We start from the raw sequence: 17867 nt of genomic DNA, 5'->3' as shown, positions 1-17867 counted from the left end.
CAAAAAACAATATATATAAGAAATTTTAAAGATTTTCTTATTATGCAAAATTTCTATTTTAAAACAAAAAGAAATCCACAGAAAGGAGCATATTGATATGAATTTAAAATTCCCTAACAACACTTTAAAAAGAGTTTTTTAAACATTATGATTTAATAAACTACCAAATATAAATAAATGATATGTGAAAATGTAATTAATTGTAATTTAATAAAAGTTATAAAAATCGATAAAAATATTTTTCAATGAAATAAATGATAACAATAATTTTTTGCGCCTGAGTGAAGGGCGCCTAAATTCACCCGGCAATATTTTAAATATTACCGGACTTTAATTATATACCAAATTTAATTTGTTTTTTTAAATACTATAAAATAACTTGATTAGTCAAAAAGAGTATTTTTTACAAAAAAATAAAAATAAATAGCTAAATTTTACTAATAGTACTATAAAACAATATTTTTGGTAAAAGCTATTTATTTTTTATTTATTAATTGTTGTCATTATTTTCATCTAAATCTGAGTAGTAATCATCTTCATAAACTTCTTCGATTCCCATTTCTTCTTCTATTGCTAATTCTTCAGGATCAACACTGTTGAATTCATCTAATTGACTTTGTAAATTATTTAAGTTATCTTCAAAGTTTGGATTTGGAAAATCTGAGTTTTCTGCAAATTTACTTTGGAAATATGAACGTGGATCACGGATGTCATATTTACCTTTTTCTTCAAAATTACAGTTTGTACCAGCAGGAATTTTGTGACCTAAAATAATGTTTTCTTTAAGTCCTTCAAGTTTATCTGATTGAGCAGCAATAGATGCATTAACAAGAATTTTTGGAGTTTCTTGGTATGAAGCAGCAGCTAAGAATGAATCTGATAATAAAGGAGTTTGTTTTGCACCTTTGATTTTAACTTCACCAAAAGGAGGCTTTTTACCTTGTGAAATTAAACGTGCACTTTCACGTTGGTAAGCAAAGATATCAACTAAGTTACCACTAAAGAATTTACTATCTCCTGGATCAGTAATAACAATTTTTGAAAGCATTTGACGAATAATGATTTCAATATATTTATCACTAATTGTGATACCTTGAAGACGATAAAGTCTTTGTACTTCTTTCAATAAGTAGTTTTGAACTGAACGAGTGTCAGCAACTTTAAGTAATTCATTAAGGATAATAGGTCCTTCAACAATTTTTTGTCCAGGGATAACTTTATCACCTTTTTTAACTCTAAGACGACGATCTTTACGAGCAGCATAAATTTTGCTTTGTGTATTGCCTTCTTCATCTTCATATTCAAGAGTAATAGCTTGATAATCACTAGCATTACCTAAAGTATCTTTTTTATCTTCTATTTTTGTAATCTTGCCATAGTGTTCTGCAATAACAGCTGGTTTACCTCATGGTGAATCATAGGCATCGATTAATTCCATTAAACGACCAAAACCACCAGTAATATCTTCAACACCAGCAACACCACCAGTATGGAATGTACGCATGGTAAGCTGTGTACCAGGTTCACCAATTGATTGAGCTGCAACAACTCCGACAGCTTCACCAATGTTAACTACACGGTTAAGAGCTAAGTCTTTACCATAACATTTTTTACATACACCATTTTTAGTATAGCAAGAAAGTACTGAACGAATTTCAACTGATTTAATACCAGCTTTAACAATTTCTTCAGCAATTTGAGGAGTAATTAATTGATCTGCATCAAGAATCATTTCTTTAGTTCTTGGATGATAAATAGGAACGTTTGAAAAACGACCTTCAATTCTTTCACCAAGTGATTCAATAATTGTATTTGTTTTTGTATCAAGAATATCTTTAACTTCGAAACCATAGTCAGTTCCACAATCATCTTCACGAAGAACGATACCTTGAGCCACATCAACTAAACGACGAGTTAAGTAACCTGATTTAGCTGTGTTAAGAGCTGTATCGGTAAGACCTTTACGAGCACCGTGGGTTGATGAATAGAATTCATAAGCTGTAAGACCATCAAGGAATGATGATTTAACTGGAATTTCAACAGTTGAACGAACAACACGTTCATTTTCAGCGTCAGCTTTAAGAATTTTAGTGTTGTTATTCATAAGTCCACGCATACCAGCTAATTGAACAAAGTTTGATGAGTTACCACGAGCACCAGAAGTAAACATCATAAATAATGGGTTATCTGGATCAGTTTTTGTAACTTCTTTTAAGTCTTTTTCAATTGAGTCTTTAATTTCGGCTCATTTTTGAATTGTTAAAGCATATCTTTCATCATCAGTTAAAAGGCCTTGTTCAAAGTAGTCTCTTAATTGTTCGATATATTTGTCTCCTTCTTTAATTTTGTCTTTTGTTGAAGGTAAAGTAGTAACATCACTAATTGAAATAGTGGTACCTGAAATTGTTGAATAATGATATCCTAAAGCTTTAAGTTTGTCTAAAACATCAGCCACAAAGTTTGTATATCTAAATCATACTCTTTCAAGCATTTTTGTATAATCACTAACTCTTCAGCCAATTTCTTGATCAACTTTACGATATTCAATCATTAATTCTTCATTAATTTTTTCGTATTCTTCTTTTATTATACGTACTAAGTTTTCTGTATGTCATACAGGAATAGTGTTTTTGTTGTAATCAACTAAATTAGCACAATTATCAAATAAGTTGTTAATTGTTTCACTATTTAAGTCGCTAATAATAGCAGCTAAGTCTTCCATTGTAACAATAGCTACATAACGGTCAAAAATACGACGTACTATTTTAGCTATATCTTTTTTACCTAAAGGTAAGTTAAGTGGCATGTTTTTAATAATTTCAGGGAAATTCATACCATAAGGTAATAAGTAATTTTTAAGTTGATTTTTATCACCTGAAGTGTGTAATACTTCTTTTTCACTGATTACTTTTTTGCCATCCACTTCTTTAATATTTCTTTCAACATATTTTCCAAAGATAAATTCAAAGCTATCTGGGAAAATTGAGTTGAAGATAAATTTACCAACAGTTGAAACTATGTAACGGTCTTGACCATCAGCTGGAATAACTCTTTTATTGATTTCACTAATTGGTAAAACAACACGAGCATGAAGTGAAACAAGTTTATTTTCGTAAGCTGTCATCATTTCATCATATGATCCAAAATAACGACCTTCGCCAATTACTTTATCATCTGTAGCTTCTTGAGTTAAGTAATAAAGACCTAAAATAATATCTTGACCTGGGTTGATAATAGGTTCACCATCTTTAGGCCCAAGAATATTTCTTGAAGCGAGCATCAATTCTTTGGCTTCTCTAACTGCTTCATCACTAATAGGAACATGGACTGCCATTTGGTCACCATCAAAGTCAGCATTAAATGGAGTACATGAAAGTGGGTGAAGTTTAATAGCTTTACCACGAATTAAAACAGGTTCATAAGCTTGAATTGAAAGACGGTGCAATGTAGGTGCACGGTTAAGAAGCACTGGACGACCTTGAATTGCTTTTTCAACATAAGGTCAAATAATAGGATCTAAATTTTCAACAGCTTTTTTACCAGCTTTAATTGAGTTAATTTGGTTGTCACCTTTAATTAATTCTTTAATAATTCAAGGTTCAAATAATTTAGCAGCCATTTCACGAGGAATACCAACTTGGTGCATTTTTAATTCTGGTCCAACAACAATAACTGAACGACCTGAATAGTCAACACGTTTACCAAGTAAGTTTTGACGAAAACGACCTTTTTTACCTGTTAATGCGTCTGAAATTGATTTAAGAGGACGGCTATCTTTTGAAGTAACAGGATTTGGTTTTTTACGTGCATTATCAATTAATGAGTCAACCGCTTCTTGAATCATACGATATTCATTTTGCTTAATAAGCATAGGAGCATCGGTTTCTTCTCATTTTTTAAGACGATTGTTTCTAATAATAATACGACGATAAAGCTCATTAATATCACTAGTTGAGTGACGGCCACCATCTAATTGAACAAGTGGACGTAAGTCAGCTGGAATAACTGGAAGATCATAAATAAGCATGCTTTTTGGATCTTGACCTGAGTTAATGAAGGCATTAATTACAGCTAGACGTTTGTAAAGTTTTGAACGTTCTTGACCTCTTGTGCCTGTGTGATTTTTATCTTTAATTGAACGATTGATTTTCTTAATTTCATCTTCAATTAATTGAGCTTCTTTTTGTAAGTCAACATGTTCTAATAAGTATTCAATAGCTTTAGAACCTGTTGAGATAATAGCATCACTGTATTCGTGAATAATTTCATTGTATTCATAGAAGTCGATACCATAATCTTTACCCATTTTACTAGTTGCATATGATTCTAATTCTTCTAGTGATTCATTAATAATTTCATATTCTTCTGATTCTTCAGAATATTTGCTTCTAATTTCAAGTAAAGCATCACGATAAATAACTGCAGCTTCAGCAATATCAATAATTGCATTCTTTTGAAGAGCTTTAATGCCACCACTTTCTAAAACAATGTGGCTTTTGTAGTAAATAAGTTTTTCTAAATCTGTTTTTGAAACTGTTTTAGAACTTTTTGCAACTCTTAAACCAAGTAATTTAGAAATAATTGAGTGATCAATTTTGAAGAATCAAAAGTGAACAACAGGATTTTGTAAATGAATGTGACCCATACGGCTACGACGTGAAATTTTAGCTAAAATTGTAGCCTTTGATTTTTCACATAAAGGAGTTTTTGAACATTGAGTTCCTTCATCACTTCTTTTATATTTAGTACCACAAACAGGACATTTGTTGTCAGTTGTTGGTCCAAAAATTAATTCATCAAAAAGACCATCTCGTTCTGGTTTGTAACTTTTATAGTTAATTGTTTCTGGTTTAGTTACTTCACCATTTGATCATTGAAGAACGTCATCTTTAGTAGCTAAAGAAAGAGTAATTTTTTCAATTTCACGATCTTTATTTAACTTGTTTTTGTCTATAAAGTTACTCATTTGAATCTCCTCCTCTAATGTCGAAGTGTTGTTGGAAATCATTATCGTCTTGTTTTACTTTTTTAAGATCAAGTTTCATTCCCAATCCCTTTAATTCATAGCTTAATACGTTAAATGATTCAGGGACACCTGGTTTAGGTAATTCACGTCCTGAAGCTAATGCAGCATATAGTTGGTTACGTCCATTAATGTCATCTGATTTGTATGTCAAGATTTCTTGAAGAACATTTGTTGCACCATAAGATTCAATAGCTCATGTTTCCATTTCACCAAATCTTTGACCACCGTTTTGACTCTTACCTCCAAGAGGTTGTTGAGTAATAAGTGAGTAAGGTCCAACTGAACGTGAGTGCATCTTGTCATCAACCATGTGGTTAAGTTTAAGCATGTACATAACACCAACTGAAACTGGTTTATCTAATTTGTTACCTGTAATAGGATCAATTAATCATTGTTTTCCACTTAAAGGTAAACCAGCTTCTAAAGTAACATCTTGAATTTCTTCTTTTTTAACCCCATCAAAAGTAGGAGTTACAAATTTACATCCAAGTTTTTTAGCAGCCATACCTAAGTGAATTTCAAGAACTTGACCAATGTTCATACGTGAAGGAACACCTTGAGGGTTAAGCATAACATCAACTGGTGTACCATCTTCTAAATAAGGCATATCTTCTTCAGGTAATACGATTGAAACAACACCTTTGTTACCGTGACGCCCTGACATTTTGTCACCAACTTTGATTTTACGTTTAATAGCAATTGAAACCTTAACGATTTTTTCAATTCCATCTTCTAACGCATCACCATTTTCACGGCTTAAAACATCAACACCAATAACGGTACCATTGTGTCCATTTTTAACTTTTAATGAAGTATCTTTAACATTTAATTGTCTTTGTTGAAGCACAGCTGAAAGAAGTTTTTCTTCTTGAGATGGGTTGTCATCACCTTTAGGGCTTACACGACCAACTAAAACATCTCCAGGAACAACTTCTGATCCAATTCTTACAATTCCATGTTCATCTAAATGACGTGTTGCATATTTAGAAACGTTAGGAATATCTAAAGTTAATTCATCATCTCCAGCTTTTGAAGTTCTGAATTGAATTGTTTGTTCTTCAATATGAATTGAAGTAAAGACATCATCTTTAACTAAACGTTCATTAAGAATAACAGCATCCTCATAGTTGTATCCTTTATATGTTGTGAAGGCAACAACTACGTTTTTGCCTAATGCTAATTCACCATTTTTGAAACTTGAGCCATCAACAAGTAAATCACCTTTTTTGATTTCTTGGCCTTCTTTAACTAAAGGTCTTTGGTGCACAACTGTATCTTGGTTTGAACGTTGGAAGTTTTTAAGATAGTAAGTATCTAAAGTGCCTTTTTGATTTCTAACTTTGATTTTCTTACCATCAACATATTCAACAAGCCCATCATTTTTAGCAACGAAGTTACCTGATGAATATTTAGCAATATCAGATTCAATACCTGTGGCAACAAAAGGAGCTTCAGGAATTAAAAGAGGAACTGCTTGACGTTGCATGTTAGAACCCATAAGTGCACGGTTAGCATCGTCATTTTCTAAGAAAGGAATACATCCGGCAGCAACTGAAACCATTTGGTTTGGAGCTACTTCGATGTAGTCTACTTCTTTAGGTTTACCAATAATATAGTTGTAATTGTGACGCATTGTAAGTTGTTTATCAACTAATTTATTGTTTTCATCAACTTTAACAATTGATTGAGCAATATTAAATCCAATTTCTTCAGCAGCTGTTAAATAATGAACTTCTGAATAGTCAACTACACCATTTTCAACTTTATAGTAAGGAGTTTGCAAAAAACCATATTTATTAACTTGTGCATATGTTGCAAAGTTTAAGATAAGACCAATGTTAGGTCCTTCAGGAGTTTCAATAGGGCAAATTCTTCCATAGTGAGTTGCATGAACGTCACGAACTTCGAATTGAGCTGTATCACGGTTAAGACCACCAGGTCCTAGAGAAGTGATACGACGTTCATTTGAAATTTCAGCAAGTGGATTAATTTGATCCATAAATTGTGAAAGTTTTGATGAGTTAAAGAATGTTTTCATTTGTGTTGAAATGAGTTTATTGTTTGTAACATTTTTAGGTGTTACTTTGTCAGGTTCTTTAGCGCCCATTCTTTCACGTGTAGTTTTTTCAAGTTTTACTAAACCGACATTTAATTGGCTTTGTAATAATTCACCAACTGCAACAATACGTTTGTTTGTTAATGAGTCAGGATCATCATCTTGTCCAATGCCATCTAATAAGTTGAAGTAGTAACCTACAGCAGCAATAATATCTGATACTAATAAGTGTTGTTCAACTGATTTAGGGTCATTTCCAATAACTTTTACTGGAGTTAAACCTTTATCCATTCATTTTTTGGTTGGATAGATTTTTAAAATAATGATTTTGTTTCTGTTTTTAAGTGATTTGTTTTGTGCATCACTTAATAATTTAGCATATGCTACTTCAGGTCTTACACCTTCGATTTCAACAGAAGGTAATTTACCACTGTCAAAGTTGCTTTGAATTAATAAAGCAATTTTGTGTGTAATCAAAGTACCTTTTTTAATTTTTTCTTCATCACCATTTTTGTTAATAACAACTAAGTCTTCACCTAAAAATGTATCTGAAATACGGTCAACTAAGTTAAGTTTTTTGTTTAACATATAACGACCAGTTTCACTTAAGCTGTAACGTTTTCTGTGGAAAAGTAAGCTTGGAATCAAGTTAGCAATTGATTCATCTGTGATACGGTCACCACGACGAAGAACTCTAAATAATTCTTCTTGACAGTTTTTGATAACTGTGTCTTGGTCAAGCTCAGGATCAACTTTTTTGTCTTTTTTGATGGTTTCTTTTAAAACATCTGATTTACCAAAAAGATTCATAATCATTTGGCGATCTAAACCAAGTGAACCTAAGAAAGTTACTAAGTTAACATTTTTGTTTTTATCGATTTTAATTTTTACGCTATCTGGTGTTTTAGTTGTAACCTTGTGAGAGATTTCAACCCAAGAACCAATACGAGGTAAAATTTCTACCTTGTTGAAAAGGTCATCAGATTGTTTATTTCTAACGCCACGTCCAAAGTAAGCTCCAGGTGATCTAATTAATTGACTAACGATAACTTTTTCGCTACCATTGATGATAAAACTTCAACCTGAAGTCATAAGTGGAATTTCACCTAAAAGAACTTTGTCATCTTTAACGATACCTGTTTCAGTAGCTGTAGCTCTAAATTTAGCATAAAGTTTAGCAGCATAGTTTGTGCCTTTAACTCTAGCTTCACTAATAGCTTCATATTCTTTAGAAGGAATTTCCAAATCTGCAGAATTTGGAATATATTCTAATGAAACTTTTTTGTTTGTCGCTGTAATTGGGTAGTGTTCTCTTAAAGATTCTTCAATACCAGTTTTTTTGAATCATTCGAATGATTCTTTACTTGTAACTAAAAAGTCAGGAACGTTTCAAGTTATTTTAGTTACAGAGTAATCACGGCGTTCGGTAATAGGTCCATATTTACGAACTTTGTAAGGGTATTTATTTACATATTTTTTTGTTGCAACATCCATACAGTAATACTCCTTTTTTCTCATAATAAAATTTGCTTTTTTGTCAGCTTATACCATAAAAAGGTTTTTTGCATAATAAATATTTAATATTAAATAAAAAAGCAAATGTGTTTATATTTTACCAATAAAATCTAAAATACCAAGAAAAAAAATGTATTATTTTTTCAAAATTTTTCAAGCCTTCTTAAATTAAGAAAAATTAAAATTTATTTTTTGAATTTTAAGGCTTTTTTATAGGTTAATTGGTCAAAATTTAGCAAATTAGAAAAATAAAAAAAGCAGCTTGTGCTTCTTCAAAATTGTGATTTATAAAATCATTTTTAGGTATTGTCCTGTGTAACTATTTTCATTTTCTGCCACTTGTTCAGGAGTTCCAGTAGCCACAACTCGGCCACCATTTACCCCACCTTCAGGGCCAAGATCGATAATATAATCACAACATTTAATGACATCTAAATTGTGTTCAATAACAACAACTGTGTCACCATTATCAACAATTTTATTTAAAACTTTTAATAAGTTTGCAACATCATAAGAATGTAATCCTGTAGTAGGTTCATCCAATACATAAATGGTTTTTCCTGTCGCCTTCTTTTGTAAATAAGTAGCTAATTTTACCCGTTGAGCTTCGCCACCACTAAGTGTTGTTGATGATTGTCCAAGCTTAATATAACCTAATCCAACAGCAACTAAAGTTTCTAATTTAATTCTAATATTTGCTCTAGTACTAAAGAATTCAAGTGCTTCATCAGCAGTCATATCTAAGACTTGAGCTATATTTTTATTTTTGTATTTAATCTCTAAAGTTTCACGATTATATCTTTGACCATCGCACTCGTCACAAGGTACATAAACATCAGGTAAAAAGTGCATTTCAATTTTAATTGAACCATCTCCTTGACATTTTTCACAACGTCCGCCAGGCACATTGAAACTAAAACGAGAACGGCTATAAGCTCTAGCACGTGATTCTTCAACTGAGGCAAAAATTTCTCTAATATCATCAAAAACTGAGGTATAAGTTGCTGGATTAGAACGAGGAGTTCTGCCAATAGGGCTTTGGCTAATTGGCACAATTTTATCAATTTGATTTAGTCCACTAATACTCTTGAATTTTCCGATTTTGCCTGTTTTATGGCCTAATACGCTTTCGATACCTTTAACTAGGATTTCATTTACAAGACTACTTTTACCACTGCCACTTAAGCCTGTAACTCCTATAAATTTACCTAAAGGAAACTTGACATCAATATTTTTTAAGTTGTTTTCTGCAGCTTGAAAAATAGTAACTACTTTGCCATTTCCACTTCTTCTAACTCTTGGTACTTCGATTTTCATTTCACCACTTAAATATTTTCCAGTGATACTTTTTGGTTCTTTAATAATGTCTTCTAAAGTTCCTTGAGCAATAATTTCACCACCATGAATTCCTGCCTTAGGTCCAATATCAACAATATAATCTGCTGATCTAATTGTTTCTTCATCATGTTCAACAACAATTAAAGTATTACCTATTTCAACCATACTTTTAAGTGTTTTAATTAAACGGTCATTATCTTTTTGATGAAGCCCAATTGATGGTTCATCTAAAACATATAAAACACCAGTTAAATTAGAACCAATTTGAGTTGCTAATTTAATTCTTTGACTTTCACCACCACTTAAAGTTTCGGCATTTCTATTTAAAGTTAAATAGTTAAGTCCAACATTTTTAAGAAAACTTAAACGGTTAATTAATTCATTAATAATTAAAGTAGAAATCTTAGTCTCTTCTTCATTCAATTTTAAGTTTTCGATAGTAATCAAAGCATCTTCAACTGACATACGACTAAAGTCTTCTATGTTATAACCATTAATTCTAACTGCTAGTGCATATTCATTTAATCTACTTCCATGGCAAGTTGAACATTCAAAAGTACCCATGTATTTTTTAAGTCAGTCACGAATTCTTTCGCTAGTTGTTTCTATATAAAGTCTTTGGACTTTAGTCAAAATACCTTCGATAACTTTGTGTTTTCTTCATTTATTTCCACTTTCAGAAACAACAACAAAGTCGAGTTCTTCTTTTGATCCATATTTAATGATTTCTAAGTCTTTTTTACCTAAATCTTCAATTGGACAATTTTTATCAATTTTGTAATGATCTAATAAAACTTCAAATTCTTGTCACTCTAAATTTTGAGTATTGACTGTGTTTTCAAAATATTTAATTCCACCTTCAAATATACTTCTTCAAGGTTCTGGAGTTAGAGCATCAAAGTCAGCTTTTAAATCGACTCCAAGTCCTTTGCAATTTTGACACATACCATAAGGCGAGTTAAATGAGAAAAGTTTAGTTTCAATTTTAGGCATTTCAAAATCTTTATAAACACAAGAGTGTAATTTTGAAAATGTTTTAACTTCATCATCAGTAGTTTCAACTTTAACTATGCCTTTTCCATATTCCACAGCAACACTTAAAGCTTCAGAAATTCTGTTTCTATTTTCTTCATTTAAAACCACACGGTCAATTACTATATCAATAGTATGTCTAATATTTTTTTCTAATTTAATTTCATCTTCAAGGTTTTTTATTTCACCATCAACTTTAACTCTTAAGAATCCTTCTTTTTTAAGTTTTTCTAAAAGCGTTGCTCAGGTTCCTTTTTCACCATCAACAACAGGAGCTAAAATATAAAGTTTTGATCCATCTTTTAAATTGAAAACTGAATCAATAATATCTTTATTGGTTTGACTAGTTATTTCAATATTATGGTGAGGACAAAATGGTTTACCAATACGAGCAAAAAGTAATCTAAAATAGTCATAAATTTCAGTAACAGTACCAACAGTTGAACGAGGGTTATTATGTGTTGTTTTTTGTTCAATTGAAATAGAAGGACTAAGCCCATCAATACTATCAACATCAGGTTTACTTGTTCCACCTAAAAATAAACGAGCATAGTTACTTAAACTATCAACATATTTTCTTCTACCTTCTTCATAAATAGTATTGAATGCTAAAGAAGACTTTCCACTACCTGAAAGCCCTGTAAAAACTATGAGTTTATTTTTAGGTAAAGTTACTGAAACATTTTTTAAATTATGTTCTCTAGCACCTTTAACTATAATTTCTTCTTTGGCTGACATAAAAAACCTCCTTATTTACGAAATAATATTACATGCATCATATGGTAAAAGTTCAAATTCTGTGTTTGTTAAATTTACTAATAAACCTATAAAACAGATTAAATCGTAAATTATAATAATGTCTTTTACATTGCCATCTAAGTTAACAAATTTGAATATTTGACTTAATTTTTGTTTAATTAGTTTTTGATTTTTTTGAGTTAAAACTAAATCTAAAAAGCCTTCAATATCATTAACTTTATTTAATTCTAATTTTAAGTCTTTTATAAAATTTACCGCTCAATTAACTTTATATTTATTAGCTAAATAAACAATACAAATTGCATGTTTATAAAGCTCACTCGAATATTTATTAAACTCGGTTCCTAAATAATCTAAAGTTAAAAGTTCTTTTTCTTTAGCACTCAAATTTGGAATCATTTTTAATAGTTGTCTAATAGCTTTATTAATAGAATATAAGTTAATAGTTAAAGAAGAATAATACTTTAAGTTGTTAACTAAATCAAATAATGTCACTCTCATTTTTATTCCTCAACTTTCTTATCTTTACCAGCTTGTAATTCTAGGATAATATCGCGCAATTCAATAGCTCTTTCATAGTCCAATTCTTTAGCTGCTTGATTCATTTGTTCACGTAATCTTTTAATAAGTTCTTCTTTAGCTTTCTTGCCACTTTGAGTTTGATTTCGTTTTTCGTTTTTGAAAAAGAATTCAATTTCGCCTTCAATTCCTTCGCCATGAATTGGCTCAGCAATTGGTTTAATAATGGTTTTAGGTGTAATATTATGTTTCTTATTATAAGCAATCTGCATCTTTCTTTTAATTTCATTATCTTCAATACACTCTTGCATACTTTTAGTAGTTTTATCTGCATAGAAAATTACTCGACCATTAGCATTTCTAGCTGCCCGACCTGAAATTTGGATTAAGCTTTTAGTCGAACGCATAAAGCCTTCTTTATCAGCATCTAAAACCATAATTAAACTTACTTCAGGTAAATCAACACCTTCACGCAATAAGTTAATTCCAATAACAGTGTCGTAAACGCCTTTACGAAGTTTTCTTAAGATTTCATTCCGTTCAAAAGTATTATGTTCTGAGTGGATATAAGCAATTTTTTCATTTTTTTCTAAAAAGTATCTACTTAATTCTTCAGCTAAACGTTTAGTTGTAGTTAAAATCAAAGTTCTTTCATTTTTATCTTTTTGTCTTTGCAATTCATCATAAATATCTTCAATTTGGTTTTTAGAAAGTCTAATTTCAATTTTAGGATCTAAAAGACCAGTAGGACGAACAAATAATTTGGTTAATAAACCATGAGTTTTATCAAGTTCATAATCATCAGGGGTAGCTGAAATATAAACAGTTTGAAAATCAAATTCATTTTCAAATTCTTTAAAAAGCAGTGGTCTATTATCTAGTGCACTTGGTAATCTAAAACCATAATCAACTAAGTTTTTTTTACGTGAGTAGTCACCATGATACATTCCATTTAATTGTGGAATCATCATGTGACTCTCATCAATAAATAAAAGTGGTTTTTTGCCTTTAAAATAGTCTAATAAGGTATAAGGACGCTCGCCTGCTTCTCTTCTATCCATATATCTTGCATAGTTTTCAATACCAGGACACATACCAAATTCTCTTAAGCTATCGACATCTTTTTCAACTCTTTCTTGGATTCTTTGAGCTTCAATTAATTGGTTATTAGCTTTAAAATATTTAATTCTCTCATCTAATTCAACTAAGATTTTGTCACAAGCTTCATCAATAACACTTCTATCAACTGTATAAGCATCTCCGGGGAAAATTGTGTAATGACTAAAACGTTCTATTACTTCTTTAGTAATAGGATCGCAAGTTGCAATTGAATCAATTTCATCGCCAAAAAAATCGACTCGAATTTGATATTCATCACTATCAGCTGGTTGAATATAAACTGCATCACCTTTGGCGCTAAAAGTGCCTAATTCTAAATCAATTTGGTTTCTTTTATAGTTTCTTTGAACAAGTTTTTTAAAGAATTCTTGCCTTTTAATTTGCATACCTACTTCAATAGGAAAAACTGAAGCATAATATTCACTAGGATTAAGTGCACCATAAATTGCCGAAACTGAAGCAACAATAATAGTGTCATTTCTAGTTAAAACAGCATTCATAGCTGACATTCTCATAGCATCTAAATCTTTGTTATTTTGAGATTGTTTATCAATGTAAGTATCTGAAGAAGGAATATAAGCTTCGGGTCGATAGTAGTCAAAATATGAAACATAATACTCAACGCGATTATGAGGAAAGAAACCTTTCAACTCACTGTAAAGTTGAGAAGCTAAAGTTTTGTTGTGACTTAAAACTAAAACAGGGCGATCAAATTCTTTAATAACATTTGCAATAGTAAAAGTTTTACCACTACCAGTAACTCCTTTAAGCACTTGATGTTGCATATTGTCTTTAATATTTTCTACAAGTTCTTTAATTGCTTCAGGTTGATCACCTGCAGGTTTATAAGGTGAAATTAATTTAAAAATTGACATATTTTAATTATAAACTCAAATAGCAAGATTTAATTTAGTATTTTAATTAATTAAAATAAATTTTTTGTGTTATTACTCTAATCAACTATTTTATAGGCTTTTTAGATAAAAATAAAACAAGCAAATTATTTCTTGCTTGTTGAATTTATATTATTTTAAGGTGTTTTTACACTAACGATTACACCACGATTTTCAAATTTTTTAGTTGTATCATTGCCTCAAATTAATTCAATTAAATCAGGATAATCAATAAATGGATTTCTTAAACCACCGTAGATTTCATCTAATTTATTGTTTCTGTCAATTTCGATTAAGTCAACTTGATCATTTGTTGCTCATTTAGAATATACATCTAAATAGTGTTTTACAAAGAAAGGAAAAGTTGAAGTATATACTCTTTCACCTTTATTATGTGTTCCATTATGGTGTGTAACATTGAAATAGAAATATGCTCTTGCTATATCTCCTTTAAAGTAATCAATAGGTTCACAACCAACACCATCTTTCCCTTTAGTTCCATTTAAAGAAGTTCAAGATGGACTACTAATATTATCATGAGGATCATTACCTCTTCAAGCATTTACATTTTTATCTGTAGGTCAAACAAAATGAGCATCACATCTTGTTGCCTCATCTTTATTAAATCATGACTGAGGAATCATATGTTCTCGATTAAACATAGATCCTTCTCCATTACCATATGATTTTCCTGTTGATTTTCCGCCTCTTCCATCATATTCATCAACTTTAAAAACATAAGGGTCTTTTCCATTTGGATTTTCTGAATATACATCAAGAATAGTGTTGTCTTTTTCGAAATATTTATCTATAAATGCATTTCTATAAATTCTATTAACTAAATCTGCATAATTTGTAAGTTTGCTTCTTTTTTGTTTTTGTAAATTTAATAAAGCATTAAATAAATCAACTCCTCTTAAACCTTCTAAAGAAGAATAATAATTATTACTTTTATCATAAACATAGTCACCTGTTGTTGTTCCTCCGCCTCCAGAATTTTCAACTTTAATTTGTGCAGTAAAATGTTGTGATTTTGAAGTTTTGATATCTAATAAGTCAAATTCTAAGGTTAAAATTTGAGTTTTAGAATCATATTTTCCAATTAAATTAGTAACTCTTTCTTGACTTGATTTTCCATTAAAATCAAATCACTCAGTGCTTGGATTAGATAACTGATCAATTTTTTTGCTTAAATCAACACTTGCTTTAGCTTTGACTTCTATTTTTCTTGTTTCGCTTGTTGATGTACCTCCACCTACAGAATTTTCAACTTTAATTTGTGCAGTAAAATGTTGTGATTTTGAAGTTTTTGTATCTAATAACTCAAATTCTAAGGTTAAAATTTGAGTTTTAGAATCATATTTTCCAGTTAATTTAACAACTCTTTCTTGAATTGCTTTTCCATTAAAATCAAATCACTCAGTGCTTGGATTAGATAACTGATCAATTTTTTTGCTTAAATCAACACTCACTTTAGCTTTGACTTCTATTTTTCTTGTTTCACTTGTTGTTGTGCCTGAATTTGAATGATTACTATTATTTCTAGTTGGCGCTATTGCTAAAGCTGTTATTAGTCCAGCAGTAACAATAATATTTGTTCCAATTAAAATACCTATTTTAGTTTTTCTTGTCATTTGCACCTCTCTTATAAAATTTATTGCTATAGAATTATATTATTTTTGGTAACAAAAAAAGTAATTTTAACATAGTTATTCCACATAAAATTTTCACAATTTATACCGCTTTTATCCAATAATGCTGTTTTATAGTGTTTTTGGTAAATTCCTTTAAAAAATGAGAAATTTATTAATTTCATTAATTTTGAAAAATGTGGATATTTTTTCCATTTATTTAAAAAATAATAGGAATTTAAGATAATTTATTAGCATAAGAATTTATTCTTATGAAGGAGAAATATATGAAGAAGAAAATTAAATTAAGTCTTATTTTTTCAAGCGTAACAGCAGGTGTTTTACCTTTAATTTCATCTCAATGTCAAAACACAACAAAAGAAGAAATTAAAGCAGATGAAGACTTTAAACTTTTGTCTATTGCAGATATTAAGAATGCTGATTATGACTCTACAAACAAAGTATATAAGATTAGCACAACTACAAAAGAAGCTGATCAAATTAAAAAAGAAGATATTAAATTTGAAAGTACAACAAAGAAATATACATATATAATTGACAACTTAAAAGCAGATAAAGCTAAGGGTGAATTAGAAATTTTCCTTACTCAAAAAGAAGGAAATAAAGAAATTAAAAAATTCACAATTAAGGTTGTAGGATTTTATGTAGATACTGACAAATTTGACGAAAACATCAAATTTATAACTGGTTTGGACTTAGCAGAAAAAGACAAATACACAGTTAAAGAATACAAAAATCAATTTAATGATCTAGCTAAATTACAAGCTAAATTGTCAATAGCAACTTCAAATAGCAAAGATTTAGCTACTTTCTTAAAAGAATATGAAATATCAATTAAAAGCATAGAAATAGAAGAAGTAAGTGCTTCAAAAGGTGAAGCAAATATTAAAGCAACTTTTGAAAATAAAGCAAAAACTAAATCAAAAGAAATTACAATCAAATTAACTGGATTCAAAAAAGAAACTGAATCGTTACAAGCAACATTAGAAGGTATTTTTGATACTATTGATGTTTTAGAAAACAAAAAAGATTTCAATGTTTTCAACTATACAATTACAGATCTAAGATACTTCAAAAATAAAACACAAGTTGATGTAACAAAAGTATTTAATGAAAAAGGTATTGAAATTAAAAATAAAGAAGCTGATACCTCATCAGGTGAAACTGAACCTTATTCAGGATGATTATCAATTAATATTACTTTTGGTTGAAAAGACGCCACTAAAACTGAAACATATGTTTGAAGTCAAGTAGTTGCAGGCTTTAAAGAAATTAAAGTTAATAGTGAATTAGAAGCAGCATTTAATGTGGATTTAAAAGATAAATCAACTAAAACTGCACAAGAATATGTTGAAGAATTTAATGCACTAACTGATCAAGAAAAAGAAGAAAAAATTACATTCACAAATGCAGATTATCAAAATGATTTATCTGTATTTAAAAACATGGAAGGTTTAAATTACATTAAATATCAATTAGAAGTTGTTGACAATTTTGAAGGAAAAGTTAAATTAGTTGCAAAATGACAACAATGAAATCAACCAGAATATGCATACAACAAAGAAATAACTGGTTTTGTTACAAAAGAAACCATTCAACAAAAAATGGCTAAATTAACAAATGTTGACTTAAATGAAAAAGCAAGTAAAACAATTGAAGAATATATTGCAGCTCACACAAGTGATTTATTGGCTCAAGTTACAGCCACAACTCCAAGTGGTAAAACCTTAAGCGAATATCTAAGTGAAGAAAAGATTACAATTAATAAAACAGAATTAATTGTTGCTAATAATAATTTAGGTCAAGCAAAATTGAAATTAACTTTAAGTTTTGAAGATAAAAGTCAAGAAAATGTTGAAGTTGAATATGAAATTAATGATTTCAAAAAACCAGCTCCATATTCAGAAGACAAATTTGAAAACTTAATCGGTACTTTAAAAACTAAAATTAGTTAAAAG

7 protein-coding genes are annotated in these 17867 nt (G+C 29.8%); 1 reads left to right on the top strand and 6 read right to left on the bottom strand.

Features of this window, described 5'->3' with window-relative positions; translation table 4 throughout:
• Window positions 1-490: 490 nt before the first annotated feature.
• The 6 genes from rpoC to MBIO_RS01755 form a co-directional block, all read right to left on the bottom strand.
• Window positions 491-4966, bottom strand: coding sequence for a DNA-directed RNA polymerase subunit beta' (rpoC, locus tag MBIO_RS01780; protein WP_041594205.1), 4476 nt, complete (start codon window positions 4964-4966; stop codon window positions 491-493).
• On the bottom strand, window positions 4959-8576 hold the full coding sequence (gene rpoB, locus MBIO_RS01775; protein ID WP_041594204.1) for a DNA-directed RNA polymerase subunit beta: 3618 nt from the start codon (window positions 8574-8576) through the stop codon (window positions 4959-4961). Before rpoB ends, rpoC begins: the two co-directional genes overlap by 8 nt.
• 306 nt (window positions 8577-8882) lie before the next feature.
• A complete protein-coding gene (gene uvrA, locus MBIO_RS01770; RefSeq protein ID WP_013354507.1) occupies window positions 8883-11705 on the bottom strand; it encodes an excinuclease ABC subunit UvrA in 2823 nt (940 codons plus the stop codon).
• A 15-nt stretch (window positions 11706-11720) separates the two neighbouring features.
• The gene (locus MBIO_RS01765; RefSeq protein ID WP_013354506.1) at window positions 11721-12227 is read right to left on the bottom strand and encodes a hypothetical protein; all 507 of its coding nucleotides are present in this window, start codon (window positions 12225-12227) and stop codon (window positions 11721-11723) included.
• Between the two features lie 2 nt (window positions 12228-12229).
• Window positions 12230-14239 carry an excinuclease ABC subunit UvrB gene (uvrB, locus tag MBIO_RS01760; RefSeq protein ID WP_013354505.1) on the bottom strand — a complete coding sequence of 670 codons (2010 nt, stop codon included), beginning with the start codon at window positions 14237-14239 and terminating at the stop codon, window positions 12230-12232.
• Between the two features lie 155 nt (window positions 14240-14394).
• On the bottom strand, window positions 14395-15891 hold the full coding sequence (locus MBIO_RS01755) for an endonuclease (protein WP_013526777.1): 1497 nt from the start codon (window positions 15889-15891) through the stop codon (window positions 14395-14397).
• A 284-nt stretch (window positions 15892-16175) separates the two neighbouring features.
• Here MBIO_RS01755 and MBIO_RS05025 point away from each other — a divergent pair, with 284 nt between their 5' ends.
• Window positions 16176-17864 (top strand): lipoprotein 17-related variable surface protein, encoded by a 1689-nt coding sequence (locus MBIO_RS05025; protein ID WP_258408921.1) that lies wholly within the window; start codon window positions 16176-16178, stop codon window positions 17862-17864.
• Window positions 17865-17867: the final 3 nt, after the last annotated feature.

Source organism: Mycoplasmopsis fermentans PG18, assembly GCF_000209735.1.
Lineage (GTDB): Bacteria > Bacillota_I > Bacilli_A > Mycoplasmatales > Metamycoplasmataceae > Mycoplasmopsis > Mycoplasmopsis fermentans.
This window is presented reverse-complemented; position numbering and strand designations above follow the sequence as displayed.